The sequence below is a fragment of the Nocardioides sp. CPCC 206348 genome, from assembly GCF_048654705.1.
In the GTDB taxonomy this organism is placed as follows: Bacteria; Actinomycetota; Actinomycetes; order Propionibacteriales; family Nocardioidaceae; genus Nocardioides.
In genome coordinates this window covers 1-1020 of sequence record NZ_JBMCZA010000228.1, presented here as the reverse complement: position 1 = coordinate 1020, position 1020 = coordinate 1, and the positions used below count along the sequence as shown (strand labels likewise).

Here is a 1020-nt window from a genome sequence, read left to right as displayed (position 1 = left end):
CTGCCGATCCCTGCCGCTGCCTGGCAGTTGCTCTACCGGACCTCGGACCGCACCGGGACACCGACCGTGACCGTCACGACCGTCATCGTGCCGACGGCCCCCTGGACCGGACCCGGGCCACGCCCCCTGGTCTCGTACCAGACCGCGGAGGACGGCGTCTCGACCCGCTGCGCACCGTCGTACGCACTGACGGCCGGCGCCTCGGGCGGCTTCACCGGGTCGTACTCGGAGACCCCGATCGTCGTCGCTGCCCTGCTCCAGGGCTGGGCCGTCTCCGTGCCGGACTACGAGGGCATGGAGTCGCAGTTCCTCGTCGCCGACGTTGCCGCGAAGGCGGTCCTCGACGGTCTTCGCGCGGCGCGACAGCTCACCGCCGCCGGCCTCCAGGACTCGCCGGTCGCGATCTGGGGCTACTCCGGCGGCGCCTTCGCGACGGCCAACGCCGCGCAGCTGCAGGGGGCCTACGCCCCGGAGCTGCCGATGCGGGGCGTGGCCCTCGGCGGACTGCTCGGCGACGTCCGCGCCACGATCGACGCCTTCGACGGCAGCATCGCCGGCGGCGCCATCCCGATGGGCATGCACGGCTTCGACCGGGCCTATCCCGAGGTCGGCATCGTCCAGTACCTCAACCCGCTCGGCAGGCAGCTCTTCGAGACCATGCGCGACGACTGCCTCTTCGACGCCGCTCCACGGCGTCCGTTCCTTCGGATGCGCGACATCGAGAGCGTCCCGAACGCCCTCGACACCCCCGCCGTGGCCGCGATGCTGCGCGAGAACAGCCCGCGCCACCGCAGCGGGACCCCCACCGCGCCGGTGTACGAGTACCACACGCTGCTCGACGAGTTCGCTCCGATCGGGCCCGCCAAGGACACGCTCCGCAACTACTGCCGGGGTGGCGTCGCCGTCCAGCACGACGTCAAGCTGCTCGGCGAGCACCTCACCGAGATCGTCCTCGGCGCGCCGGGCGCGATCGCCTACCTCCGCGCGCGGTTCGCCGGGAAGCCTGCTCCGAGCAACTGC

General features: G+C 72.5%; 1 protein-coding gene. It reads left to right on the top strand.

Annotated features, from left to right (window positions below; all coding sequences use genetic code 11):
• A partial coding sequence (locus ACOADB_RS25810; protein ID WP_378605689.1) for a lipase family protein occupies window positions 1–1020 on the top strand: 1020 nt, incomplete at both ends.